This window comes from Pseudomonas sp. SIMBA_068, assembly GCF_046534705.1.
GTDB lineage: Bacteria > Pseudomonadota > Gammaproteobacteria > Pseudomonadales > Pseudomonadaceae > Aquipseudomonas > Aquipseudomonas putida.
Genome location: NZ_JAWRYI010000723.1, coordinates 1 through 264 on the forward strand (window position 1 = coordinate 1; position 264 = coordinate 264).

At 62.1% G+C, this 264-nt stretch carries 1 protein-coding gene; it reads right to left on the bottom strand.

The annotated features are described in order from the left end of the window. On the bottom strand, positions 1-264 hold a 264-nt coding region (locus SB756_RS31145), incomplete at both ends, for a TcdA/TcdB pore-forming domain-containing protein (RefSeq protein ID WP_410913380.1).

Sequence of the window (264 nt, forward strand, 5' to 3'; positions counted from 1 at the left end):
GTGGTCCTTCGCCACGGTGATGCTGTCGCTCTCAAGCTGGCTGCTGTCGATGATCCAGCGTGACGGCTGACGACCGGCCTCGTTACTGAGCCTGACCTCGGTGCCTTCGTTGAGGCCAATCAGGTATTCGCCGCCTGCGCCCTGGATGTCGTAGCGCAGGTAGCCGTACAGCTCCTTGGGCAGTTGCGGCACCACCAATTGCCGGTTGTGCCCATCTAGCAGCACTTCTACCGGCGTCTCGACGTACTCCTGGTGAATCCGCCG